The 22,022-nt window shown below is 52.8% G+C and carries 22 protein-coding genes and 1 pseudogene; 8 read left to right on the top strand and 15 right to left on the bottom strand.

The genetic code is table 11. The features are described from left to right. Positions 1-99: 99 nt before the first annotated feature. The 3 genes from J2Z70_RS20335 to J2Z70_RS20325 all read right to left on the bottom strand — a co-directional run bounded on the left by J2Z70_RS20335 (position 100) and on the right by J2Z70_RS20325 (position 1,978). The gene (locus J2Z70_RS20335; RefSeq protein ID WP_209876258.1) at positions 100-684 is read right to left on the bottom strand and encodes a 50S ribosomal protein L25; all 585 of its coding nucleotides are present in this window, start codon (positions 682-684) and stop codon (positions 100-102) included. Between the two features lie 84 nt (positions 685-768). Beyond that, entirely contained in the window at positions 769-1,716 is a 948-nt protein-coding gene (locus J2Z70_RS20330; protein WP_036723585.1) for a DUF1861 family protein, read from the bottom strand. Continuing rightward, a complete protein-coding gene (locus J2Z70_RS20325; protein ID WP_063830889.1) occupies positions 1,682-1,978 on the bottom strand; it encodes a helix-turn-helix domain-containing protein in 297 nt (98 codons plus the stop codon). The genes J2Z70_RS20330 and J2Z70_RS20325 overlap by 35 nt, the downstream gene beginning before the upstream one ends. Before the next feature lie 201 nt (positions 1,979-2,179). Between J2Z70_RS20325 and J2Z70_RS20320 the strand changes: the two genes are divergently transcribed. From J2Z70_RS20320 to J2Z70_RS20310, 3 genes are read left to right on the top strand one after another with little or no spacing between them, the layout of a single operon-like run. Next, entirely contained in the window at positions 2,180-3,361 is a 1,182-nt protein-coding gene (locus J2Z70_RS20320) for a glycosyltransferase family 4 protein (protein ID WP_209876256.1), read from the top strand. After that, positions 3,361-4,470: an AGE family epimerase/isomerase gene (locus tag J2Z70_RS20315; RefSeq protein ID WP_209876254.1), complete on the top strand. Its 1,110-nt coding sequence runs from the start codon at positions 3,361-3,363 to the stop codon at positions 4,468-4,470. The genes J2Z70_RS20320 and J2Z70_RS20315 overlap by 1 nt, the downstream gene beginning before the upstream one ends. Then, positions 4,463-5,545 carry a mannose-1-phosphate guanylyltransferase gene (locus J2Z70_RS20310; RefSeq protein ID WP_209876253.1) on the top strand — a complete coding sequence of 361 codons (1,083 nt, stop codon included), beginning with the start codon at positions 4,463-4,465 and terminating at the stop codon, positions 5,543-5,545. The genes J2Z70_RS20315 and J2Z70_RS20310 overlap by 8 nt, the downstream gene beginning before the upstream one ends. 813 nt (positions 5,546-6,358) lie before the next feature. Here J2Z70_RS20310 and J2Z70_RS20305 read toward each other — a convergent pair. The 6 genes from J2Z70_RS20305 to J2Z70_RS20280 form a co-directional block, all read right to left on the bottom strand. Continuing rightward, the gene (locus J2Z70_RS20305) at positions 6,359-6,595 is read right to left on the bottom strand and encodes a DUF6953 family protein (RefSeq protein ID WP_209876251.1); all 237 of its coding nucleotides are present in this window, start codon (positions 6,593-6,595) and stop codon (positions 6,359-6,361) included. Positions 6,596-6,690: 95 nt separating this feature from the next. After that, positions 6,691-7,467, bottom strand: coding sequence for an ABC transporter permease (locus tag J2Z70_RS20300; RefSeq protein ID WP_209876249.1), 777 nt, complete (start codon positions 7,465-7,467; stop codon positions 6,691-6,693). Positions 7,468-7,485: 18 nt separating this feature from the next. Continuing rightward, positions 7,486-8,274, bottom strand: a complete 789-nt coding sequence (locus tag J2Z70_RS20295; RefSeq protein ID WP_209876248.1) for an ABC transporter ATP-binding protein — start codon at positions 8,272-8,274, stop codon at positions 7,486-7,488. Positions 8,275-8,296: 22 nt separating this feature from the next. After that, on the bottom strand, positions 8,297-9,325 hold the full coding sequence (locus tag J2Z70_RS20290) for an ABC transporter substrate-binding protein (RefSeq protein ID WP_209876246.1): 1,029 nt from the start codon (positions 9,323-9,325) through the stop codon (positions 8,297-8,299). A gap of 47 nt (positions 9,326-9,372) precedes the next feature. Then, positions 9,373-10,827, bottom strand: coding sequence for an aryl-sulfate sulfotransferase (locus J2Z70_RS20285; protein ID WP_209876243.1), 1,455 nt, complete (start codon positions 10,825-10,827; stop codon positions 9,373-9,375). A 42-nt stretch (positions 10,828-10,869) separates the two neighbouring features. Continuing rightward, the gene (locus J2Z70_RS20280) at positions 10,870-11,412 is read right to left on the bottom strand and encodes a MarR family winged helix-turn-helix transcriptional regulator (RefSeq protein WP_209876242.1); all 543 of its coding nucleotides are present in this window, start codon (positions 11,410-11,412) and stop codon (positions 10,870-10,872) included. A gap of 276 nt (positions 11,413-11,688) precedes the next feature. Between J2Z70_RS20280 and J2Z70_RS20275 the strand changes: the two genes are divergently transcribed. Together J2Z70_RS20275 and J2Z70_RS20270 are read left to right on the top strand one after the other, a co-directional pair. Then, positions 11,689-12,285, top strand: a complete 597-nt coding sequence (locus tag J2Z70_RS20275) for an RNA polymerase sigma factor (protein ID WP_209876240.1) — start codon at positions 11,689-11,691, stop codon at positions 12,283-12,285. Then, positions 12,251-13,402: a DUF4179 domain-containing protein gene (locus J2Z70_RS20270; RefSeq protein WP_209876238.1), complete on the top strand. Its 1,152-nt coding sequence runs from the start codon at positions 12,251-12,253 to the stop codon at positions 13,400-13,402. The genes J2Z70_RS20275 and J2Z70_RS20270 overlap by 35 nt, the downstream gene beginning before the upstream one ends. A gap of 108 nt (positions 13,403-13,510) precedes the next feature. Here J2Z70_RS20270 and J2Z70_RS20265 read toward each other — a convergent pair whose 3' ends face one another. From J2Z70_RS20265 to J2Z70_RS20255, 3 genes are all read right to left on the bottom strand, one after another. After that, positions 13,511-14,632 (bottom strand): TolB family protein, encoded by a 1,122-nt coding sequence (locus tag J2Z70_RS20265; RefSeq protein ID WP_209876232.1) that lies wholly within the window; start codon positions 14,630-14,632, stop codon positions 13,511-13,513. A gap of 100 nt (positions 14,633-14,732) precedes the next feature. Further along, entirely contained in the window at positions 14,733-16,205 is a 1,473-nt protein-coding gene (locus J2Z70_RS20260; protein WP_209876230.1) for a sensor histidine kinase, read from the bottom strand. Then, positions 16,202-16,894, bottom strand: a complete 693-nt coding sequence (locus J2Z70_RS20255; RefSeq protein ID WP_036723597.1) for a response regulator transcription factor — start codon at positions 16,892-16,894, stop codon at positions 16,202-16,204. Before J2Z70_RS20255 ends, J2Z70_RS20260 begins: the two co-directional genes overlap by 4 nt. Before the next feature lie 253 nt (positions 16,895-17,147). On the opposite strand from J2Z70_RS20255, the gene J2Z70_RS20250 reads away from it, so the two are divergent. The 3 genes and pseudogenes from J2Z70_RS20250 to J2Z70_RS33375 form a co-directional block, all read left to right on the top strand. Then, positions 17,148-17,543, top strand: a complete 396-nt coding sequence (locus tag J2Z70_RS20250; protein ID WP_209876228.1) for an SHOCT domain-containing protein — start codon at positions 17,148-17,150, stop codon at positions 17,541-17,543. A 206-nt stretch (positions 17,544-17,749) separates the two neighbouring features. After that, positions 17,750-18,193, top strand: coding sequence for an SMI1/KNR4 family protein (locus J2Z70_RS20245; protein WP_209876226.1), 444 nt, complete (start codon positions 17,750-17,752; stop codon positions 18,191-18,193). Positions 18,194-18,211: 18 nt separating this feature from the next. Next, positions 18,212-18,328, top strand: a pseudogene (locus J2Z70_RS33375) (flavin reductase family protein); the annotation flags it as partial. On the opposite strand, the gene J2Z70_RS20240 reads toward J2Z70_RS33375, so the two are convergent. The 3 genes from J2Z70_RS20240 to J2Z70_RS20230 all read right to left on the bottom strand — a co-directional run bounded on the left by J2Z70_RS20240 (position 18,325) and on the right by J2Z70_RS20230 (position 21,938). Beyond that, on the bottom strand, positions 18,325-18,816 hold the full coding sequence (locus J2Z70_RS20240) for a helix-turn-helix transcriptional regulator (RefSeq protein ID WP_209876224.1): 492 nt from the start codon (positions 18,814-18,816) through the stop codon (positions 18,325-18,327). The pseudogene J2Z70_RS33375 and the gene J2Z70_RS20240 sit on opposite strands and share 4 nt — an antisense overlap. Positions 18,817-19,045: 229 nt before the next feature. Next, positions 19,046-21,610: an S-layer homology domain-containing protein gene (locus tag J2Z70_RS20235; protein WP_209876223.1), complete on the bottom strand. Its 2,565-nt coding sequence runs from the start codon at positions 21,608-21,610 to the stop codon at positions 19,046-19,048. Further along, positions 21,522-21,938: an S-layer homology domain-containing protein gene (locus J2Z70_RS20230; protein WP_209876222.1), complete on the bottom strand. Its 417-nt coding sequence runs from the start codon at positions 21,936-21,938 to the stop codon at positions 21,522-21,524. The genes J2Z70_RS20235 and J2Z70_RS20230 overlap by 89 nt, the downstream gene beginning before the upstream one ends. Positions 21,939-22,022 lie beyond the last annotated feature (84 nt).

Below are 22,022 nucleotides of genomic sequence, written 5' to 3'. Positions count from 1 at the left end.
ACAACAACAAAAAGCCCCTTCGGGCAGACGTAGCGGAATCATGATATATCATGAGCTTCCAAGACGTTCTGCCCGAAAGGGCTATGCGTCATACTGTATTTAAGCCGGAGTAACTACTACCGGTTCTTCAACTTCTTCATGTACAGTCTTGATCTGAATCATGACAGTACTTGGATCGGTCAGCACTTCAATGCCATCCTGGAAAATGAGATCCGACACCAGCAATTGGTCGCCGATGGCAAGGCCGCTGATATCCACTTCCATGGAAGTAGGCAGATCGCCCGGCATACAGCGGACTTCTACTTCATAGATTTCCACCTGCAGTACGCCGCCTTCTTTGACGCCAACAGCTTCGCCTGCAAAATGAATGGTCACCTTGCTGTCCATGCTGATGCTCATGTTCACATGCTGGAAATCAATATGCAGCACTTTACCGGACATGGATTGCTTCTGGATGTTCTGAACCACTACCGGAACGGTTGTACCGTCGGTCAATTTCCCTTGCAGGATCGCCCGCGGATTCGTTCTCAGCACTTCCAGCAGTTCCTTCTCGTTCACTTCAAGACTAAGAGTATCTTTACCATTTCCGTACAGTACAGCCGGGATGCGGCCCTGCTTTCTTGCCACATTCAGGTTGGACTTCGTGTCAGACGTACGATTGCTTAGTTGAATAAATTTACTCATTGCTTGGTTCCCGCTCTCTTCGACCATAAATTCTTGTCATCTCAAGTGTAACATGACCATAGAATCTAGTCAAACCTGCGGCAATCAGACTTCATATTCGGCAAAAGGATCAGGGATCTCGATTCTATAGGCTTCCGCATCGCTGACGCCTACAGACAATACCGCCCGGCCGTCCGCTCCGCGTACCAGTCCGCCGCTGAAGATGACATCCTGCAGATCAGGACGTTTGCCCGGACCGATCGGGAAATCGCTTCTGGCTGCGATGATTTTAACCGGGGTAGTCTCCAAAGTGTCCGGATTAAGCGAGAAGACCATAGAGTAGTAATGCTTCTTCCCCAGACGGTCGAAGCAGGCAATATGCCCCAGCACACCTATATGGCCATTGCGCAGCAGATGGGCTTCATTGGCTCCGCCCCACTCTTCCGGCACGAACTGATGCTGCAGAATCTCCGCCTCCAGTAAGGTCTGTTCATGCAGCTCCTCCAGTGAATCAATAATGGTGAAGCCAATTTGTCCTCTGCCGCCCCGCTCTCCCTGCGGTCTGGTCAGTACACCGATTCTGCCATCCTGAAGCTCAATCAGCCGGATATCCTTCATCAGCTCCGGACCGGAGGCGAAGTGATGAAGCGAGTCGATCCGGTATCCCCGGTAGAACTGGGTAACCCAGGAGACTATCTTGGGCGGATTATCCCCAGCCGTAATCACCTCAACTCCGCCGACAATCAATTCTCCCTTAACGCGGGTTACGCAGGGGTCCTGCAGATTATAGGTATGGGTATGCGCACGGGGAACCCATACCCCATCTGCGCCGGATGTAAAAAAGAAGACTTGAGAGAACTCGCTATCCCGTTCCTCAACTCTTCCCAAGATCACTTCCTCCCCGTCATGCAGAAACGGAGCCGTTATATTGTAGACATCACGCCCGCCCACACCGGAGAAGACCAGCTTCTCCACGTGCACGGTACGGAGATTGGCATAAAAGGTATCCAGCAGTTCATTACAGGTTGCTGTCTTCGCCGGGCTCCTTGTCATTGCCTTCCTCCTCATATTCATTTGCCTTATCTATTGCCCAATCGTTCTCATCCGATTCCATCCGGATCAATTCCCCAGGCTGAATATTGAAATACGTACACAGCTTCAGCAGCAGATCCCGGGGATACTGCACCATCTCGTCTTTGTACATCCGCCGGACGGAATCGAAATGGTAATTTATGTCCTTCGCTAGCTTGCGAATCGATAATTTCGGGTCATGCTTATCCATAACCTCACTCAATTTACTGCGTATGACTGGCATCCATACACCTCCTACATCACTATATCCGGTGATTTCAAGGGAGTCAATAAATTGACAAGATTAAATGGTCATGTTATAGTTTGGGCAGGAAATGATTTGCAGAAACAAAACTTTATACCACTCATCCCCGGAAAATAAAGTCCTCTTTATTTTCTTTTTTTGTCCCCAAAAGTTCGATAATCAATAGGGAGGCTTTCTATTATGAACCACAGCAACCACAATAAAAACATTGTTTTCCTGTCCACCAGCCTGCCTAGAGAATGCGGAATTGCTACCTTCACCCAGGATCTGCTGGATGAATTCACGAAGCTTCAGGGCTTCAACAAACCGCGCATCATCGCCATGAATAACAACGGAAACTACCGATACACGGATCAGGTCATGCGGGAAATCAACCAACATCAGCTATCTGATTATATAGAATCAGCCAGGGACATCAACCAGTCAGATACCGATCTGCTAGTCATTCAGCATGAATTCGGCATCTACGGCGGAGAGAGCGGCGAATATCTGCTGCAGTTCACAGAAGAGCTTCAGATCCCTTACGTGGTTATCTTCCATACTGTCTTAACCAAGCCTACCCCCAAGCAGCATGAGATTATCACCCGGCTCGCCGAAGGAAGCGTCAAGGTAGTGACCATGGCCCAATCCACAGTAGAGGATCTAATCTCTGTCTATCATATTAACGCCGCCAAAATAGCATTCATTCATCACGGCGTTCCTTTTGTCCAGACCTCCACCCGTGCAGAGCTGAAGCTTCAATACAAGTTCGGCGAACGCAAAATCCTCTCGACCTTCGGCTTCCTGAGTCCCGGCAAGGGCATTGAATATGCGATTGAGGCTATGAGCGGCGTAGTGAAGCAGCATCCTGACGCGCTCTATATCATCTGGGGCAAGACGCATCCGGTCGTTAAGCAGGAGACCGGTGAAGTCTACCGGCAAAAGCTGACCGATCTGGTGCATGAATTAGACCTGGTCAATAATGTGCTGTTCGTCGACAAGCTGCTGACCCAGGAAGAGGTCATTGAGTCCCTGGTGATGTCGGATATATATATGACTCCTTATCTGGGCAAGGAACAGGCCGTCAGCGGAACGCTCGCTTATGGAGTCGGCTATGGCAGAGTGATTATCTCTACCCCTTACCGCTATGCCGAAGAGATGCTGGCGGGAGGCAGAGGACTGCTGGCAGAATTCCGCGATTCGGCTTCCCTGGAGGCCTGTATTCTGGAGCTGCTGGACAGTCCGGCCAAAGTCCGGGATATGGAACAGCGTACACAGGAACTCGGCAGTACAATGATGTGGAGTGAGGTTGCGAAGACCTATGCCGCCATCTTCCAGGACATTATAGGCCTTGCCACACCGGCTGACCGGAGTGTGATCTGATGCAGGCGCCAGCGGTGTTACAGTTCAAGCCGGACTATATGCGCCGGATTACCGATGATACAGGGATTTTTCAGCATACGAAATTCGGGGTTCCCGACCGTGCCAAAGGCTACACGACCGATGATAATGCGCGGGCATTAATCGCAGCCGTGCTGATGTACCGACAGCATCAGGACACTGCTTCACTCGGTCTGATTCATACGTACCTCTCATTCGTCCATCATGCCCAGAATGAAGAGGGCAACTTCCGCAACTTCATGGACTACAGCCGTTCCTTCCTGGAGGAGCGAGGCTCCGAGGATTGTCAGGGACGCACACTCTGGGCGCTGGGGTTCGTACTCTCCCACTCTTCCATTCTGCCTGATAATCTGCTGAACACCTGCCGGTATCTGATCAACCAGGCGCTGCCGCATATCAGCGGCCTGCGCTCTCCCCGGGCCTTGGGCTACGCCGTTATTGGCCTCAGCTATTTGCTTGAGACTCCCGGAGCACTCACCTACTCCTTCCCTTATCCGCATATACCAAGTACAGAAGAGGAACAGGCCTTCTTACCTGAAGCCTATATCAAAGAGCTTATAGAATCTGTCGCGGTCCGGCTGAATGACCAGTACAACTATACCAAAGGCGAGGGCTGGAACTGGTACGAAGACAGCCTGACGTACGGAAACTCGATGCTGCCCTGGGCGCTGCTTAAGGCGGCCACGCTCTCCGGCAATCCTGAGCTTCGTGTAACAGCCACAGAAAGTCTGGATTTCCTGATCTCCCGGACCTTCGCGCCGGAAGGCTATTACAAGCCCATTGGCAGCCATGGCTGGCTGCTGCGCGGCGGCGGGAAGCCTGCTCTCTATGACGAGCAGCCGATCGAAGCCTGCGAGATGCTGCTCGCCTGCCGGGAGGCTGCCGCAGTGCTGCAGGAGCCGGCTTATCTGAAGCAGGCTGAATTATGCTACGCTTGGTACACGGGACACAATTCCTTGCAGCTCTCCCTGATTGATCCCCAGACCGGGGCTTGCTACGACGGGATTCACAGCTCGGGGCTGAACCTCAATCAGGGATCGGAGAGCATCATCTCCTTCACGATTGCCCATCTGGTGACTCACCATGAATAAATATGCGACGATCCTAGCAGGTGGAGGCGGTACCCGCTTCTGGCCATTGTCCAGACAGGAAATTCCCAAGCAGCTGCTGAACATCAGCGGCAACGATATTATGCTGAACGATACGATCGAACGCTTCAAGGGCATCATCCCGCAGGAAAATACCGTTATTGTGACGAACCGCACCCAGGCGGTCCTGCTGGAGAGCATCATGCACAGCAGTGTGCAGAAGAGCAATATTCTGATCGAGCCTGTGGCCCGGAATACTTCAGCAAGCATCCTGTTTGCCGCCTTCTCCATCCAGCAGATGAGTGAAGGGGATTCCCTAATGGTTGTCCTGCCTTCCGATCACTACATTACCGATGAGCCGCAGTTCCGGCTTACGCTGGACGAAGCCTGCACCGTAGCCATGGAGAGCAATGCCATTGTCACGATCGGGATCAAGCCGACCTTCCCGTCCACCGGCTACGGCTACATCGCTTATGACCAGGAGCCGATCGCAGTCAAGCCGGTTGCCGTATACGATGTAGCTGAATTCGTGGAGAAGCCGGATTTCAAGAAGGCACAGGGGTATCTGGCCTCAGGCAATTATCTCTGGAACAGCGGAATCTTCATCTGGAAGACTTCGGTCATTATCGATAACTTCAAGCGTTATCTGCCGCGGCTATATAATACGATGCTGCCGATCAGTGAAGCGCTCGGTACAGACCAGGAGCAGGAGACGATTAACCGGATCTATCCGCTGCTGCAGAATATCTCCATTGACTATGGCATACTTGAACGCTCTGATGAGGTAGTGGTGCTGTCCGGCCAGTTCGGCTGGAATGATATCGGCAGCTGGGATGCACTCGGCGCCATCTTCCCGCCTGATGATGAAGGCAACATTATCAAGGCCAATCATGTCGGCATCGACACCCGCAATTCCATTATCTATGGTAACGGGCGGCTGATCACCACCATCGGCGTAGACGGCTTCATCATCGCCGACACGGGGGATGCCCTCATGATCTGCCCTAAGGACAAGGCGCAGTCCGTCAAAGACATTGTGGATCTGCTCAAGGACAAGGGCATGCTGGAATATGTATAGGGGATGACACCCGCAGAATGAAGACTTCTTACTATGATGGAGAGCTTCCTAGTAGATCGTCAGATTTAAAAAGGTGGAACAGATGCAATTCCCCTTCAAAATATCATCTTTTCCAAGCGGGGGTTGTTCTTCAGGGACGTTTGGCTTAGCGTAACGGACTGAGGCGCTCTTATTAAGTAAGAAAGTCGTCACTTGGGCGGGTAACGGACCCCATGGAGCTTATCCCCTGCAATTCAGCTCCGAAACGTCTCGTAGAGAGGCGATAAGGTCGCCTGAGTCCGTTACGCTGCAAAAGGTGGCGTTCTCGTGGGGATAAGGCCTCTCCGGTCCGTTAGATTTTGGGATGGAGTTTCGCAAGCTTATCCACCCTATTGAATCTGATGCTGCGATTGTGTTCCGTTTTTCGTATACATTTGGGCGGATTACCTTGGCACCAGCACAATGTGTTCTCTTTTTCGCATACATCTGGTCCAATGACTTCGCTCTTTAAGTTCTTCATACCTTATCGCTCCTACTCACCCTTTTAAATCTGACACTGTACTAGTAGCACGGTAGGCACAAATGTTGTACGTTATACAATTTTGATTTCTCTACAGCTGTGTTTTTGTTGAATTGTTGTAGAAATTGCAGGATTCGCCCTGCTAAACCGGATGAACAAGTGAAAATACTGCCTTCTTTACAACAATCTTGGATTTGGGCCAATGTAATGAGGAGAATGTTGTATTAAGGGCAGGAATATAACAAAAGGGAGCACTGCTATTACAGCATGCTCCCTTTGTTATATTCTTATGGGCAACCTCTACTCGTCCAGCCTCAGGTCCAGGCCCACAGGAACCCGTCGCGGTCCCAGGCAATCCGGCCGCCATGCAGCTTGCGGAAGGCCTTCTTCACTTCCTTGGATAACGAGGCATTGCCATTCTCATTCACGAATACAAACTGTTCACCGAAATTCGCCTTCACATATTCAATCGCAGCGGTCTGGTATAAAGTCCCTGTGAACTTGATCTCCTTCACCATCCACTCCGCTACTTCCTGTGCGGTTACTTCCATTGGGGGTACTGCTCCTTCCTGTTCATCCTGCTTGCTTGCAGCTTCCCCCATTATACCACGAATCCCGTTGCTGCTAACCGATCCGAGCCATTCCTTTATCTTCTGTGCGCAGCCACGCTGACCACACCGTAGCGGTAGAGCACCTTCCGGCCGAACCAGCCGAAGACCCGGTCTGTGAAGAAGCCCATGAAGCCGAGGCTAATCAGCCCCACGAAGATCCAGTCCGTACGGAAGAACAACCGCGAGTTCCAGATCAGATACCCTACCCCTTCGTTCGAGGCAATCATCTCGGCGCCGATAATCGCCATATAGGAGGTGCCCATCGCCAGCCGCACACCGGTGAAAATATAAGGAATGGTCGAAGGCACAATGACATGCAGCAGAATCTGCCACTCACTGGCCCCCATGCTGCGTGCGGAGCGGATCTTATCCTCCTCCACCGACATGACTCCGGTCAGGGTATTCAGCACCACAATGAAGAAGGTGGCGTACATAATCAGTGCGATCTTCGACTGCTCCCCGATGCCGAACCAGACCAGGAAGAGTGTAATGAAGGCAATCGGCGGAATGAAGCGGATGAAATTCAGGAACGGCTCGGCGAACAGGCGGACTACATTCACCTTGCCGATGATCAGTCCTGCCGGGATAGCCAGCAGACTGCCGAGCACCCAACCGATCAGCACGCGGTACAAGCTGACCCCGATATATTGCACCAGCGTCCCGTCCTCCACCAGCTCCCGCCCGCCCCGGGCCGTGGCCCACGGCCCGGGAATGACATCCGGACCATACACCCAGGCGCCAAGCTGCCAGAGGAGCAGTACGGCAAGCCACAGCAGGGATACGGATACCCATTTCTTTTCCACCCATCTCATCAGGTGTCACCTCCCGTCCTATTCTTCAAAATGGCTCTGAATCCGGCTATACAGCGCGTAGAATTCAGGTGAAGCCACATCCCGCGGGAAGGGCAGCGTATTGTCGTAGATGTCTGTGATATTGGAGGAGGGCCCTACTGACATAATGCCGATGCGCTCCCCCAGCAGCAGTGCTTCCTGGATATCATGGGTCACGAAGATCACCGTCTTATGCGTCTCCCGCCAGATCTGCACCAGCTCCTTCTGCATTGTCCGCCGGGTCATGGCATCCAGCGCGCCAAACGGCTCATCCATCAGCAGAATCGCCGGATCATTCGCCAGCACCCGGGCCAGCTGTACCCGCTGCTTCATCCCCCCCGACAGCGCCTTCGGGAATTTGTCCTCATGACCGTCCAGCCCGACAAGCTTGATATACCGGCTAGATAAGCTCTGGCGCTCTGCCTTGGCCACCTTCTTCATCCGCAGTCCGAACTCTACATTCTCCCGCACCGTCAGCCAGGGGAACAGGGACGAATCTGCCTGCTGGAATACCACCGCCCGGTCCCGGCCCGGCTTATCCACCTCAATGTTGTCTACACGCAAATGTCCGCCCGATTTGGAGACGAACCCCGCGATCATATTCAGCAGCGTGGATTTGCCGCAGCCGCTTGGGCCAAGCAGCACGAAGAATTCTCCGCCCTTGATCACCAGATCTACATCCTTAATAATGTAGTGGACATCTCCGGCTGCCGGTTCACTGTAGCTCTTACGCAGCTGCTCAATATGAATAGCATGCTGCCTTGCCGCTGGTTTAGCAGATAAAGACATGGGACACCTCCTGTGGTTTTATTTATTTCGGATAGGTCACTTTATCCGGCAGCGCCTGCTTCAGCGGCTCCAGCTTAAGCTTGCTGCCAAGGTCAAAGTCCTGCGTGATAATCCCTGTATCCACCATATATTTCTTCTGTCCGGCGAGGCTGTCATACGCAGCCTGGGTGAAGCCCACCTTCCACGGATTCGCCGGCAGGTCCTTCAGCGTTGCTTCCTTCGGCTGCTTCACTTCCTTGAACATCAGCTCCGCCACTTCCTCCGGATGCTCCTGCACATACGCCGAAGCTTCATCCACCGCTGCCAGGAAAGCCCCAATGCCTTCAGCATGCTCCTCTACAAAAGCATTCTCGGCTACGATTCCCATCCCCAGCCGCACCGGCGTCTTCGACATATCGGTCAGCTCATGCACGCCCTCAAGTGCAGCCAGCTTATCGGTCAGCGCTGAACCGCTGAACCAGGCGGCATCGACATCCCCCTGCTTCAGGGCAATGAAGGCTTCGTCGAAGGCCCCCTGTCCTGTAAGCTTCACATCGCTGAGCGCGATGCCCTGCTCCTTCAGGTATTCATCCCACAGATACGGCAGGAACGTCCCGCGCAGGAAGCTCAGATTCTTGCCCTTCAAATCAGCGGCAGACTGAATGTCGTCTCTAGCGTACAGCTTCCATACTGCCGCTGCCTGATCCGTGGCCTGACCGGCGGAAGCGATGATCGAATAGTCGCCCTTGGCAACGGCGTTCAGCACCGGAAAATCCGCGCCGAAAGCCACATCCACCTGCTTGATGAACAGCGCATTCACTCCCTCAGCCGGCGTCCCGAAGTTGATGATCTCCGCATCGATGCCGTTGCTTTTGAAAATGCCTTGCTTAAGGGCTACCCGGAAGGTCGGATTCGTGTTGATATCAGCAATCCTGATCTTCAGGGTTTCCGGTGTTCCGCTGCCCTCTCCCGCAGAGGCTGCCGCATCTCCCTTGGAGCTGCAGCCGGAGAGCACCAGTACCAGAAATAAGGATAAGAGCAGAAGGCTTAAGCTGTACCTTGATTTTGTCACAAGAACGCACCTCTTCGTCTATGAATTTCTGAAGCCTGCCTGAGTCTCTACTTGGCCCGCCGGACGCTGCCTTCATCCGTAGTGGCTACACAGGCAGCTCCCTCTGTAAAGGGCAGCGTCGTCGCTACCTGCACGACCGAATCTGATCCCTTCGGCGCGGCTCCCGGCACCCGGAAGCTGGACACATCGAGCGGCTCAATCGCAAGCTCCTGCGGCTTCGTAAGCTGCGGCACCCAGGCATAGGGTACCCGGTAAGAACGGTAGACCATATTTGTATTGCGGCGGTCGGTGTATGGGGAGATATACTCCCAGACCAGCTCATGCGCTGCCGTGACCTCGAACAGCCGTCCATTGGAGCCTTCGGTAATCAGCGTGTTGCCGTTCGCAAGCCGCTGCGCCGAGCTGATATACGGGCTGTAGAACTTATAGGAATCCGTCGGAATGGAGAATCCGGCCTCCGCCGAAGTATACTGCCACTCGATCGCAAGCGTCACCGGGTTAATCTCCAGCACACGCGAGTGATCGCGTAGCGCATTCTTCTGCCCGAAGGGCGATGCCGGATTCGGCAGACCGTAGCCGCCCCAACCGCCGTTATCGAATACAAGCAGATTGCCTTCCCCCGGCAGCCCCTTCGGAATGATGTGGGCGTGATGCTGGCCGATAATCCAGCCGATATGCTTCACTTCGGGCAGGGAATAATCAGGGCCCAAGCGCCAGACAATGGCCCCGCTGCGCTTATCCGTGATCGCGATGATATTCGCCTCACGGGCATCCCAGATAATATTGTCCGGGTGGAAGCGCTCGTCTCCCTGATCATAGAACCGGTTCGGCCCCACATAGGACGCAGAGTTAATATGCAGCCAGTCGCCTACGCCGCCGCCCAGATCGCCGAAGGAGCGGGTGTTGGGGTCGCGGAACAGGACATTGCGCGCCGCCTGGTCGAATCCCAGCTCCGCGAAATGATCGCTGGCCGCCCACTCCCAGAGGACATTACCTTCCCAGTCCACTTCAATAATCGTGTCATCCAGCAGCTCTTTGTCGGAAATCTCGGAGTTATGCAGATTTTTATGCGCCAGGATGAGCGTTGTCCCGCTGTTAACCGAAGGTTCAAGCCCGGGAGCATAGTATCCGGCAGGATTGCCTTCCCGCTGGTAATCATGGTGCTGGCGGGCATACCAGAGCGGCTCGGCCCCAGGGTCCTCGATCAGCTCATAGCTGTTGTATCTCCAGACCACATTGCCTTCCCAATCCACCTGCACCAGATCGACATTATCTTGAATGCCGAATTTGGGATCTCTTCTGCCGGTGCTGCCCAGGACATAGCCACCGGGAAGGATTTTGGCCGGAAAACCGATTAGCCCTTGCCATAGATGTACCTCTTTGCCGCTCATGTCGATCAGCACTACGCCCTCATCGCCCGCCTGAAATACCGTGTAGCCGCTCCATGCCTTGGCCGGGTTATATATGGTTGCCCCTGTTGGATATATTGTGGAATGTCCCATGCTCATCTCTCCTCATCATTAGGTTAGTATCCTCTTCATTCCTCAGTAGCTGAGATAATTGCTCTTCGTAACTGCTCGCGGCTTCTGTTCAGGCTCTGCGGGAACGGGATTAGCAGCATTCTGCTGGGCCAGCTCCAGCAGCGTCTCCGAGAACCCTTCCAGATTCCCGATCATCCGCTCATAGAAACGGCTCTGCTGCTCCAGCTCTTCCTCCGTAAAGCCCTCGAACAGAAGCGTAATACACCTGGCACCGATGTTGCCGTTACGCTTCACCATCTCCCGGCCGCTGGCGGTAATATCCAGCAGCACGGTCCGACGGTCATCCTCCTTACGCCTGCGTACCGTATATCCGCCCGCCTCCAGCTTGTCACTCAGCGCCGTTATGGCGCCTGAGGTGAAATCAAGCTGCTCCGCCAGATCGCCGAGCCGCTGCTCTCCGTCGCGGATGATTTTGTGCAGAATCAGCATTCCCGGCAAGGCCACCCCTTCCACGCTTACCCTGTCGCGCTCCTTGACGAACCTGCGTACCAGCTTACGGAACAGATGATCCGCCTGCTCCAGTTGCTCCCACTGTCTATCCTCCATGCCCTCTCTCTCCTCCACGGGACGCAAATAGGCCCCCGGTCCATTCCCTGTTCGGGAACTGTAACGGGAGCCTTTGGTGGTCCAATCAGCTCAAATCTCAGGTATGATGTTCACAGCGATTATTTCACTGTTCATTTAATTAGCGGTGAAGTATTGCTGTTATCATATACCCCCTTAAACCAACCTGTCAAGTAAGAATTCAACATAAATAAAATCGTGTCACAAAACACGGCTCCCGTATTGTTATATAGGTATCAAGCCGAAGGAGGTGAGGCAGTGCAATTGACCGTCCCCGGGGAAACGGACGACCGAAACTCCAGGATTGAGCATGCTGTAGCTGCTGTGAAGGCAGGAGACAAGCAGTCCTACGAGCTCATTATCAAGCAGTTTCAACGTCAGATCTATACCTACTGCTTCTATATTCTTAAGAACCATACCGAAACCGAAGATGCTGTCCAGGATATTTTCATCCGTGCCTATGCGAACCTTCACCGTTACAGCAGCAGCACTTCCTTCTCAGCCTGGCTGTACAAGATCGCCTACCACCATCTGCTCAATCTGAAAAAGAAACAGAGCCGCTGGCTCCGGTTAATCGAGCATTTCAAAGAGAGCCAGCAGCAACAACCGGTCCCGCCAGCCGAATCCGTAACCTCCGAGCTGCTAACTTATTTGACCGCAGAAGAACGCCATATTCTGCTGCTGAAAGCGGTGGAGCAATATACTTTTGACGAGATCAGCGCGATTATGGGGCTTAAAGCCACTACAGTCCGCAAAAAATACGAACGGCTGCGCAAAAAGCTGCTGGAGCGCGTAAGCCACAAAGAAGGGGCGAGGATGCATGGAGCAATATCAGGGGCGAACAAGACATCCTGAGATGGATGCCATAGAACAGAATATCCGGGAGTCCATTAAGCCGGACCTGGAGTTAAGCAAGATCATTATGAACAAGATTGGAGAGAATGAAATGAGTAGAGTCCATAGAATAAGAGCTGCTAACAACACGCCGGGGATGCTCAAAAAAACCGCCGTTGCCGCAGCGGTCGCCGGAGTGCTGGGTGCAGGCATTCTGGGCGCAGGCTTCGTATCGCCCGTGATGGCGGATACACTGAAGAGAATTCCGGGGATCGGCATCCTGTATCAGGGAACCAGCCCGCAGTCGGTGGAGCTGGCCATGAGTCAGGGGATCTTATCCCAGCCCGGACTGAGCGTTACCCATGACGGGGTTACCCTGAAGCTGACCGATCTGCTCTATGACGGAACGCGGCTGAGCTTCCAACTGGAGCATGAGGGTGGGCTGGATCTGTCCGGCGAAGCTTCTATGGGGCAGTTGATTGAGCCGCCGGTCGTCTTGGCTGACGGGCAGAAGATTAAGTTCACTTCGGGAGGATTCGGTGATATTCCTTATCAGGATAATGCCTATCTCGGAGAGCTGTCAGGTGATCTGAATCTGCCGGATGCCTTCACGCTGACAATTCAGGCCAAGGTCAAGCAGGTGAATGAAATCTTTGAATTCTCGGCCCCGGTCAAAATCATGGATAACGCCCAGGTGCTTACTCCGAATATCACCAAAACCGAAGGCTCCTTCAGCTACACGGTGGAGCAATTGAAGGTCACCCCGGTATCCACCCGCCTGGTTCTGAGCAGCCAGGGTGAGGTTCCGCAATCCGCAGAGCAGACCGACGACTATCATGCCAGCATGATGTACTATGAGCTTGTAGATGACCAGGGCAATTCGATTGACCCGAATCAATACGGATTCTATAACAGCAAGCCAAAGACGGAATATCATCTGAATGAGCTGTATCCTCCTTTTGCCGCCACGCCAAAGGCCATCACGATCAAGCCGTACACACTGACGGTGAAGAACGATGACTTCAGCATTGTCGGGCAGAAGCATGACAGTATAGGTAACTTCCTGCCGGGACGCGAGAGCAAGGGCACACGGACGTATCTGAAGAACCTGGAGACTACGATCACCCTCCAGCCTTAATTCTTTAGGTCAGACCGATCGCTATTCCTCCCATAACAAGCAAGGCTGTCCGGGTAGCCGTCATGCGGCTGATCCTGGGCAGCCTTTTGCTTTTGGCGCATAAAAGAGCTACGACAGGCTGACCACATAGGTCAGAAACTGATAGATATTATCCTTCAGTACCGTAGCTGTAGCCAGCAGCTTCTTGCCGGACGGACTCCAGTGGAGAGGATCAGCCAGATGAAAATCATTCAGCACAGGCGTCTGCTCTCCGGTCTCCACCTCGGTAATGAACAGGTCCTGCTGGTCATCCGTTGAACCGGCCGCCGTCACTGCATAAGCCAGCAGCTTGCCGTCCGGCGACCAGCTGGTGCCGAAGATCTGCTGCCCTGAAGCTAGCTTAGACTGCTCATTGCCTTCGCTGTCACAGAGCTTCAGAGTCATCTCTCCGCGTCCGATACGTTCGACAATCGCCATCTGACTTCCGTCCGGAGAAGGAACCGCCCAGATCACATTCTTTCGCAGCACCTTGGTCTGCTTCGTCGCTGTGTCATAGGCGCTAAGCTGGCTGTCTTCACCTGTAACATAGAGAATCCGGCTGCCGGTCTGAACCACCTCATGCACATACGGGATGCCCGTCTTCACGATCGTCTCCTGCTTGCCGGTTAGATCTGCACTTAGAATATTGCCTTCCATATCAGGAAAAATCACATGCGCGTCATCCGCCCACTTTCCTTCCTCCACCCGAAACTCTGCATCACTTACCTTCACCGGTGCGCTCCCGGACAGATCCATAATATAGCCGAACCCTGTGACGTCATACAGCTCCTTGAAGAAGACATGCGTCTTGTCCGGAGACAACTGCGGCGCGCCGTAATTCAGCTCTCCAACCTGCAGCGGGGCTTCCTCACCTGTGGACAGGGTATGCAGATAGAGATTCAGCGGATACCGTTCCTGTCCTTCAATAATCTGCGAGGGAAGACTGCGGTTCTCCTTGGTCACTACCATTACATCCTCACCGGCAAAATCCGTCCCCCGCACCCCCTCCACCTTCTGTATGCCCGCAAGCTTTAGCTTTGTATAGACCGGTTCGCTGATATTGTCGAGGACTGTAATTTTGCGGCCTGCCTTCTCTACAACCTCACGTGTATCTGTGCTCTCAGTACTACAGGCAGTAACCGTTAGCAGAACAGCTCCGCAGAGCAGAATGCTCCACGCCTTGTCCCGTAATCTGTTCTTCTCCGAATTCATGTTCAGGCTTCCCTCCAGCTCTTGGTGCTCCAAGCATACCTGATGCTTATTTCCAAATTGCACACCGATTGTATCCAAGTTGTAAACATACGTCCCATTTTCAGGTCACCAGGGGAAAAGACAGCTCAAACGCCGCCCCTTCGCCTGAGCCTTCCAACAAGGCAATGGTTCCGCCCTGCTTCTCCACCAGATTACGGACCAGCGAGAGACCAAGCCCTGTGCCGCCCGAGGCTCTGGAACGGTCACGATTGACCGTATAGAACGCTTCGAAGATCTTCTCCCGCGACGCCTCCGGAATGCCGATGCCGGAATCCTGCACGGTGATCCATACCCGCTGATCCCTGACCTCACTGTACAGATGAACACTCCCCTGCGGGACATTATATTTGATCGCATTGTCCAGCAGATTGATAAAGATATGCATGAAGCTTTCTCTATCGATCCAGATATGCGCGGGCTGGGCGTCAAGCGTGACTGTGAGGCCGTAGCGCTCCGCCTTGCCTTTCATCCGTCCGCAGATATCGCGCAGCGTACTCTCAACCTCCAGCAGCTCTGCCTGGGATTCAAAATCATACTTCTCCAGCGCCGTTAATTGCAGCACCTTCTCCACCATCTCGTACAGCCGCTCTGTTTCCTTGGCGATACTCAGCTTGGCATCATGCAGCAGCTTGGGGTCATCGTCATACATATTCAGCAGATCAACATACGCCTTAATCGAGGTCAGCGGCGTCTTGAATTCATGGCTGATGTTCCCGATGTACTGCTTCTGCTGCTGCTCCAGCGCCTGAAGCTTCTCCACCGCCAGCTCCAGCTTACGCCGTTCTTCATCCTTGGCGGCAATGCTGTGCTCGATCTCCCGGCTCATGAAGTAGATGCCCTCGGCCAGCTCCCCCAGCTCATCCTTACGCCGCACCGGCGGAGCCGTGATATAGTTGGCACCGCGGATATCCTCCGCCGCCTTCTTCAGCCGCCCGATGGAGGCAGCCGCACGGTTGAAATACAGGTACCCGAGGATGAAGCTGAACACCAGAACCACGCCGCCTGTCGTCAGGAACAGATTCAGCAGCGTCTGCTGGAAGCTGCGGGCTCCCTCCAGGGAGTATTGCAGCTGCACCACGCCCATCTGGCCCTCCGGCCCCTGCAGCGGGGCCAGGTAGAACAGCTTGTCGCCTTCACTCTGGTAGGCGACCTTGTTATTCAGCGCGTAGTCCAGCGCTGTGCTGAGATCCGGCTTGCCCGGACCAGGCCCAGGCCCGCCTTGCGCCGAGGTGCCCGCCTGCTGGCCCTGGCTGTCGTACAGGGTCACCTCCAGGCCGGTGAATCCGGCCAGCTCGGCAGCCAGCGCCTTGCCGCGCTGCTGCATGAAGACCTGCGGCGTAAGGCGCGCACCGGTATAGTATGTCTGCTTTACGCGCAGATTGACCGTGTTGACGTGCTGGGCCAGATTGTGCTCCGTCTGGCTCAGCTCATTGCGCTCCACGCCGCGCAGGACGAAGTAGCTCAGCACGCCGACGGCCAGAATCAGCAGCGCCGCCAGGAACAGGCTGAACTTCAGCTTGATGCTGATTCTCATGAGTAGCTCCCCGCAGGCACGGCCTTATAGCCTACACCGTAGACGGTTTGCAGGATATTCTGGTAGGGCTCGCCCAGCTTTTTGCGCAGCCGCTGGATATGAATATCCACGGTGCGCGTTCCCCCGGCATAGTCCATGTCCCAGACCTGCTCCAGCAGCTCCTCGCGCATATACACCCGCTGCGGGTGCGAGAGCAGCAGATGCAGCAGATCGAATTCCTTCGGGGTCAGCTCCAGCGGCTCCCCGCCAAGCTCGGCGCTGCGCCGGTCCGGGTGAACCTGCAAGAGGCCGTATTCGATCAGCTCACTGCGAACCTCAGCCGTATTCTTCTCCAGCCGGCGCAGCAGCGCCTTCACCCGGGCCAGCAGCTCGCGGATCTCGAAGGGCTTGGTCATATAATCGTCTGCACCCAGCTCCAGACCGACAATTTTATCCACAATATCATTCTTGACAGTCAGCAGGATGATTCCAATATCATCCCGGTCCTCCAGCTTGCGGCAGACATCATAACCGCTCAGCTTCGGCATCATTACATCCAGCACCAGCACATTCGGACGGAAGGTATTCGCCTTGCTCAGCGCTTCCTCCCCGTCACCGGCAGTATCGACCTCATAGCCTTCACGCCGCAGCGCGTAGGCAATCGCACTTACAATGGCCGGTTCGTCATCGACGACCAGTATTTTTTTCATAGACGGTTCATCCTTCCGCTCACGCTTGTTCTGATCTGTTACTGCCCTTCAAGAATAACGCAGATGAAGAAGCCGGAGCAAGGAACCGGCAGAGCCAAGCAAAGTTTAGGTTATCTTTAAGAAGACTTAAGCTTCATTTCAGTATTGTTGGGTAAACTGTACTTAGCTGAAGTTCACTAGACGCCATAAATGATGAACCTTGACCGATATAACCAACCACGAAAAGAGGATGATACACATGAATATAAAGCATATGAATATTAAACGTGTAATGATTGTAGGAACAATGATCGTAGCCATGTCGTTCGGAGGAACGGCTTGGGGCAAGCCGGCTTTACATACCCTTCCTGTCGCCAAATGGTCCACCTCTGATGTGGCCGATACCGATGAGCTGCTGGATGCCCTGAACCTGAACCCGACCTCTGACGAAGAGCTATACGACGCCTTGTATGACGGCAAGTCCCTGCGTAACATCGCAGAAGAGAATGGCGGCAACGTGACCCAGGTCATCAACCTGCAAGTCAAGCAGCTGACCCAGCAGCTCGAAGCCAGACTCGCCAGCGGCAGCATCACCCCGCAGCAGTTCAACGCACAGAAGGCCGAGCTCAGGGAGATTGTCGCGCAGAGTGTCGAAACTTCGTTTGGGTGAGTGAATGGGCGCAGCGATAACTAAATAGGATTGAAAGTATTTAAAAAGCTGTCCCTTTCGCAGACTTACTGCGTATGGGACAGCTTTTTTTATATCCGGCTCATATGCCTTCGCAGCAACACATTCAGATCATTCAAAGAGCACTATTGACCTAAGTCCCGCTCTTGTTATGATTAATAGATACTCTTAGAAATGGAGGAAGGACAATGAATGATGCGCTAATGGAACGTTTGCAGCTTTTTTTAACCAAAGAAGGGAATCAGAGTCTGCTCGGTACACCGGCAACAGAGGAACAAATCGCTGAGGCAGAGAAGCAACTGGGTCTGTCGCTGGATCAGGATTATGTTCAATTCATCCGAAGCTTTGGCGGCGCCTATGCCGGACTATCCGTACACGCCTTCAGCAACGGTTCCTCCATCGGACGGGAGAGTGTGACCGAGTTAACGTTGTCCTTCCGCGAGGATTACAAGGATACCGCTATGAGCGGGCTGCTTGCACGAAGTGCAGTCTTTTCCATGGACGGCTCGGGCAACCCGATCCTGCTTGACCCCGAGGGCCGCGTGCTGCTCATCGACCATGATAACGGGGATTACGAGGTGATCGCGGAATCGTTCGCTGCGCTGATTGAAGAGAATTTTATAGAGTGGTAGCTTCATTCCTTGCACCTAATTATTATGGATGACAATCATATCGATCCTCTGAAATGGAGTCCACTCCTCTTCAATTTTCGCCATTATTTTGGTCTGGGTCATCAGCTCGGCAAAACCTACCGGGCAGAAACCTAACCCTTACGGTTGGTGTCCCATGCTCCCATAGAGCAGAACTCAACCTTTAGGCTGGATGTGCCTGTAATATCTTCGAGAATCGGTACAATCAAATAGGAATAACGGTGATATAACCATTCTGAAGCAAAACGGCTCGGACTGTAGACGCAGTAAGTCTCCCCCAGCTGTTTCCCCTTCGTGCCCTTGAACCAGGTGTTGAAGCTGGGTGGTGAGATGCGGCCTTGGATATGATTCAAGGCTTGCGTCCAGACCTCATCCGGCAGCTCGATGGGAGGGCTTATATTTTTCTCAGAAGCTGAATCGCCGTTAACACTATCCCCTAACAGAAGCTCTTCCACCGACTTCCCGAAGACCTGTCCAAGCTTCAGCAACACCCCGATATCAGGCAGGCAGTCACCCTGCTCCCACTTGGAAACCGCCTGATGGCTTACGCCCACTAAGCTGGACAGCTCTGCTTGGGTCAGGGATAGCCCCTTCCTTAAGTTCAATATATTCTGCCCGGCTTTGTTATTATCTATCAACGTGACCACACCTCCACTCTACTATCACTCAACACAGCCAATAGTAGCATAGGGGAGCTGATATCGAAATCGAGCGTAAGTAGAGTATTCTAAATTTATTCTGCAACTCTAGGTTGCAAAAGGCTATGTAGTGGTCTTGATTGCTCATTCCATTAGAAAACGGCTGGTCAGGTTCCCCTGATCCAGCCGTTTACGGTTATTTCAATATTACATTATCGATCAATACTGCCGTGTCAAAGACGCTGTCACCTTGATCCCACACATGGAACCGGAGGACAATGGAGCCCTTGCCGGCAAATTGGCTCACATCAAATTGGACGTGCTTCCAATTCGTCATGTAGGCCGTATCATCCCCGCCGTAGAAATTAACGTCTACTTTGTTCTCATCAATCCAATAGGCTGTGGACTCATTAATCGATTCCTTACCCACAATCACAGATTCCTGTCCGTAGACACTGGACGTCACCGTAGGTCCGCCATTCAAGTGTGAGGTGACGAGGGAAGCCGGATTGATGTATACACTGGAAGTTACTGTTGCTCTAAATGTATCGTTGTATTTGGTTCCAACATATTCCTTTGGCTCCTCAGAAATGAAATTGTAATCGAACGACAAGGTTGTGGCTCCCGCCGGGACAATGAAGCTCTGCTCGATATAACTATCGGAATTGTAGTCATATCCTCCCTTATCATTGTTTTCAAACCCAAGGCCAGTACTGATAATCGCCATGTAGTTACCCTCTGTAGGCTTAAGCGGCCCCAGCTTTGAGATGACCCGGACATCTCCGTTTCCATTCCAGCCGGTCCATTTTCCGTTCTCAAAGGTTCCGTTGATAATCCCTTCGGTCTTCGTACCGATGCTGCTTCCCTTCATAACGAATGCTGCCAACCCGTCATCGGTTCCATGAGCAGCCACTGCTGCCTCAAAAGCTTGTCCGGTTGTCATATTCTCATTATTCAAGGCATTGAATACGGATGGAGCAATGACCTGATCATAAGCAAGCTTTACATAATCGGTGTAACCATAATAAGTGCTGGCGCCATTGTTGATGAAGGCATCCGACATGGAATCGTTGTATGCGCTGCGGCAGCTGCCGTTATATACAATAGTGCCGGGAAGCATATCATTGTACCGTGTAATGAACGAAGGCGTAATCGCATAATAACCCGATATGATAGCCAATCTTCCCTTTTTCAAATCCAGTTCATAGGTCTTGTTGTTCTCTGCGTTTGCCTTCTCTCCGGTCAGGAACATGACTTGCGGCCCCGCATATTTGAAATCAACACCGTATTTATCATGGAATGTCTGGAGCACAATCTCATCATAGTACGTATCCCCATGGGAATCTAAGACCACAACACCATACTGATTAAGTCCTTTGAAGAAGTTAACGCCCGCTGCGCTGTCCTTTACTCTCTCCGCAAGGAAGGGGTAATTCGACTGCTCGAAGCTTTGATATACAGCGTCATACACCGTCGAAGATGGAAGTGTGCCGGAGAATGGAGAGACCACAGCAACCCGCTGGCTTCCTATGGTGGCTACGGTTTGTTCCACATCTTGCGTGAGCGCCGTCAATGCATTATTGGACGCAGCCTCTTCTACAGTGTTGTTTAATCCTTTTGTATTCTCAGGGGCCGAGGATATTCCCCCTAGAATCCCGTTGTCCAGCAAATACCAGATGCTTCCTCCTTCACCCGAAATTCCTGCATGCTCTACTTCGTCCTGGGCTTGAAGCCAAGCCACTGTCTCTTCCTTTGCCTGTTGCAAATTACTTGTAGAAGCAGCCAGTTGATCAAGCTTACTCTGTGTATTATTTTCAATCATTTCTGTTTGTGCAAGCTGTTCATCTGTAAGATGCTTCAGTACAGACAGTTTAAAGACTGCACTGCTAGGCACCTCTCCAACAAAGGCCTGCAGATTTATGTAGCCCTCTGTATTTTCAGTTAATCCTGCTTTGCCGCTATAGAGTCCGTCAGCCGCAAGGCTGTCTCCATGAATTTCTAAACCATCATCATACAGCAGGGTGATCTGTGACATCATTTTGCCGCTGTCATCTACCTGATAGACACTTGCAGTTACTGTCTCTGCCGCATTAAGCGTTGTACGGAAAATAACTTCAGTGGACTCTTCTGCATAAATAGCATCTGTACTCTCCCCCTTCACTACAATCTGGAGAGCATTGGCCGGTACTGGAGTTGGCTCCACTGGTGCTGGAGTCGGCTCCACTGGTGCCGGTGTTGCGGGTGCAGGCGTTGCCGATGCTGGCGTTCCTGGACCCGGGGCTGCCGGAGCGCTCACAGACGTATCACGGATAGCTTGTGTCGCTGTGGGAGCCGGAGTAACCACCGGAGTCTTAACAATGTTCGTCTCTTCAGCAAGGAGCTGCTTGGACTTCTCAACATATAGTGCCTTATTCGTCTTGAACTCATATGCGAGACGGGCCAGAGCCTGGCGCTCTGCGCGCTCTTTAGGTTTGAATTTCAGCGTGCCATCACTGCCTTGAACCCCGTTAACGAACCCATTGTTGAAGGCCAGGGATACTTGAGCTTTTGCCCATTCAGACACCTCAGACATATCCGACAGCTTACTGCCAAGCGGCAGCTTCTTCGCTGTTTCATCTAATTCAAAGGCCCGGATGAAAAATACAACCAGCTCTTCCCGGGTTACACTCGAATTAGGACTGAACGTGCTCGCCGATGTCCCCTCTGTGATGCCTGCCTTCACCAACGCACCTACATCCACGATACCAGCTGGTAGCGGCAACGTCTTTGAATGCAACGGCCTGATCACCACTTACTTCCAGTCCTAAGGACAGAACTATAATTTTCGCCAGTTCGGCGCGCGACATAGCCTTATTCGGTTTGAAGGTGTTATCTTCATACCCCGAGATGATTCCTGCTTCAGTTAAGGATTGAATCTCCTTCTGAGCATAAGAGCCTGCAATATCTTTCAATTGCGCGGACTCCCCGAACACCAGATGTGGCGTAAGGCTGCTTATTAGCAGGGCAATTACAATCACCAGACTGAGTTTACGGCGTGCTGCTTGGAATAACAAAATTTCTTCCCCCTCTTTCTGTATAAAAAAATTCATAAAAACCATCGCCCTACAGAGTTCCAAGGATGGAATATCGCTCCATAATTCGACAACTTCTTGATTCTACAATAGGACTATGTA

The sequence above is a fragment of the Paenibacillus silagei genome, assembly GCF_017874735.1.
GTDB classification, from domain to species: Bacteria; Bacillota; Bacilli; order Paenibacillales; family Paenibacillaceae; genus Paenibacillus_AQ; species Paenibacillus_AQ silagei.
The sequence above is the reverse complement of the archived record's forward strand: the minus strand, read 5'-3'. Positions and strand labels throughout refer to the sequence as shown.

Excerpts from the sequence above, each read along its gene's own strand:
- J2Z70_RS20255 (WP_036723597.1), bottom strand. The coding sequence starts at position 16,894 with ATGAAAAAAATACTGGTCGTCGATGACGAACCGGCCATTGTAAGTGCG.
- J2Z70_RS20295 (WP_209876248.1), bottom strand. The coding sequence starts at position 8,274 with ATGTCTTTATCTGCTAAACCAGCGGCAAGGCAGCATGCTATTCATATT.
- J2Z70_RS20330 (WP_036723585.1), bottom strand. The coding sequence starts at position 1,716 with ATGACAAGGAGCCCGGCGAAGACAGCAACCTGTAATGAACTGCTGGAT.
- J2Z70_RS20230 (WP_209876222.1), bottom strand. The coding sequence starts at position 21,938 with ATGAATTTTTTTATACAGAAAGAGGGGGAAGAAATTTTGTTATTCCAA.
- J2Z70_RS20260 (WP_209876230.1), bottom strand. The coding sequence starts at position 16,205 with ATGAGAATCAGCATCAAGCTGAAGTTCAGCCTGTTCCTGGCGGCGCTG.
- J2Z70_RS20335 (WP_209876258.1), bottom strand. The coding sequence starts at position 684 with ATGAGTAAATTTATTCAACTAAGCAATCGTACGTCTGACACGAAGTCC.
- J2Z70_RS20245 (WP_209876226.1), top strand. The coding sequence starts at position 17,750 with ATGAATGATGCGCTAATGGAACGTTTGCAGCTTTTTTTAACCAAAGAA.
- J2Z70_RS20305 (WP_209876251.1), bottom strand. The coding sequence starts at position 6,595 with ATGGAAGTAACCGCACAGGAAGTAGCGGAGTGGATGGTGAAGGAGATC.
- J2Z70_RS20280 (WP_209876242.1), bottom strand. The coding sequence starts at position 11,412 with ATGGAGGATAGACAGTGGGAGCAACTGGAGCAGGCGGATCATCTGTTC.
- J2Z70_RS20315 (WP_209876254.1), top strand. The coding sequence starts at position 3,361 with ATGCAGGCGCCAGCGGTGTTACAGTTCAAGCCGGACTATATGCGCCGG.
- J2Z70_RS20285 (WP_209876243.1), bottom strand. The coding sequence starts at position 10,827 with ATGGGACATTCCACAATATATCCAACAGGGGCAACCATATATAACCCG.
- J2Z70_RS20325 (WP_063830889.1), bottom strand. The coding sequence starts at position 1,978 with ATGCCAGTCATACGCAGTAAATTGAGTGAGGTTATGGATAAGCATGAC.
- J2Z70_RS20265 (WP_209876232.1), bottom strand. The coding sequence starts at position 14,632 with ATGAATTCGGAGAAGAACAGATTACGGGACAAGGCGTGGAGCATTCTG.
- J2Z70_RS20270 (WP_209876238.1), top strand. The coding sequence starts at position 12,251 with ATGGAGCAATATCAGGGGCGAACAAGACATCCTGAGATGGATGCCATA.
- J2Z70_RS20310 (WP_209876253.1), top strand. The coding sequence starts at position 4,463 with ATGAATAAATATGCGACGATCCTAGCAGGTGGAGGCGGTACCCGCTTC.
- J2Z70_RS20300 (WP_209876249.1), bottom strand. The coding sequence starts at position 7,467 with ATGAGATGGGTGGAAAAGAAATGGGTATCCGTATCCCTGCTGTGGCTT.
- J2Z70_RS20250 (WP_209876228.1), top strand. The coding sequence starts at position 17,148 with ATGAATATTAAACGTGTAATGATTGTAGGAACAATGATCGTAGCCATG.
- J2Z70_RS20320 (WP_209876256.1), top strand. The coding sequence starts at position 2,180 with ATGAACCACAGCAACCACAATAAAAACATTGTTTTCCTGTCCACCAGC.